The 1047-nt window shown below is 69.1% G+C and carries 2 protein-coding genes; both read left to right on the top strand.

Features of this window, described 5'->3' with window-relative positions; genetic code table 11:
• Nucleotides 1–78: 78 nt before the first annotated feature.
• Nucleotides 79–444: a hypothetical protein gene (locus tag ER13_RS17360; RefSeq protein ID WP_035311428.1), complete on the top strand. Its 366-nt coding sequence runs from the start codon at nt 79–81 to the stop codon at nt 442–444.
• Nucleotides 445–479: 35 nt separating this feature from the next.
• A complete protein-coding gene (locus ER13_RS18865; RefSeq protein ID WP_035311427.1) occupies nt 480–896 on the top strand; it encodes a single-stranded DNA-binding protein in 417 nt (138 codons plus the stop codon).
• The last annotated feature ends 151 nt before the right edge of the window (nt 897–1047 follow it).

Below are 1047 nucleotides of genomic sequence, written 5' to 3'. Positions count from 1 at the left end.
GGAGGAAGGGAGGTCCGGGGCGAAGCGGGATGAAGGAGATCGGCTCCCTCGGCGGCTTCGGATCAGAAGGAGACTGAGATGCAGACCATGGTGTTCACCGGCCGGTTGGCGGCCGACCCCCAGATCAGCGGCGACTTCGGCAAGGCCGTCTTCCGGCTGCTCGAGAAGCGCGGCGTCGACCCGTCCGGCAAGGACCGGCTCGTCGGCGTCAACTGCGTCAGCTGGTCAAAAGGCCTCAACGAGAAGGTCATCGCCCGCGGGCTCGCCCAAGGCTGCGAGGCCGTCGTCACGGGCGCCTTCATCGACACGGCCTACGCCACGAAGGACGGCCAGGAACGCACCGCCAAGGAACTGGTGGTGAACCGCCTGACCGTCCTCGATTGGGCCGAGGCGCGTGCCGCCGCCTCCGGCGAGGCGGCAGACGCCGACCGCGCCGCCGCCTGACCACCCTTCAAACCTTCATTTTCAGGAGACTGACCATGCAATCCCTCGTCATCGAAGGCTATCTGGCCGCCGACCCCTCCATCCTCTCGGCCCAGGGCTCCGGCAAGAAGCGCGCCAGCTTCCGCGTGCTGGAGACCACCCGCTACCGCAAGGCCGACGGCACGCCGGGCGAACGCACCACCGGCTTCAACTGCGTCTGTTTCGGCGAGGCGACGACCGAGAAATACATCGCGCCGTTCGCCAGAAAGGGCAGCCGCGTCGTCCTCCAGGGCCATGTCGAGAACGACACCTGGACCGGCAAGGACGGGGTCGAACACTATGACCTGCGCCTGATCGTCAGCGACATCCGGCTGAAGAACCGGCGCGAACCGGCCGCGGCGACCGAGCCCGGCGACCGGCAGGTCGAGGAGCCGGCGGGCGGCTACGACCTCAACGACGACATCCCGTTCTGACCCCTCGCCCGCGCCACTCCGGCGCGGGCGACCTCATCGGGCAGGGAGCGCTTCGCGAGAACGGCGGACGGCGGCCCGGGTCTTCGGATCCGGGCCGTTTGCGTGCTGCGCCGAAGGCCCAAGAAGCGGTCCTCGGGGTGCGGGACACGGG

It is taken from the genome of Brevundimonas sp. EAKA (assembly GCF_000698025.1).
GTDB classification, from domain to species: domain Bacteria; phylum Pseudomonadota; class Alphaproteobacteria; order Caulobacterales; family Caulobacteraceae; genus Brevundimonas; species Brevundimonas mediterranea_A.
The sequence above is the reverse complement of the archived record's forward strand: the minus strand, read 5'-3'. Positions and strand labels throughout refer to the sequence as shown.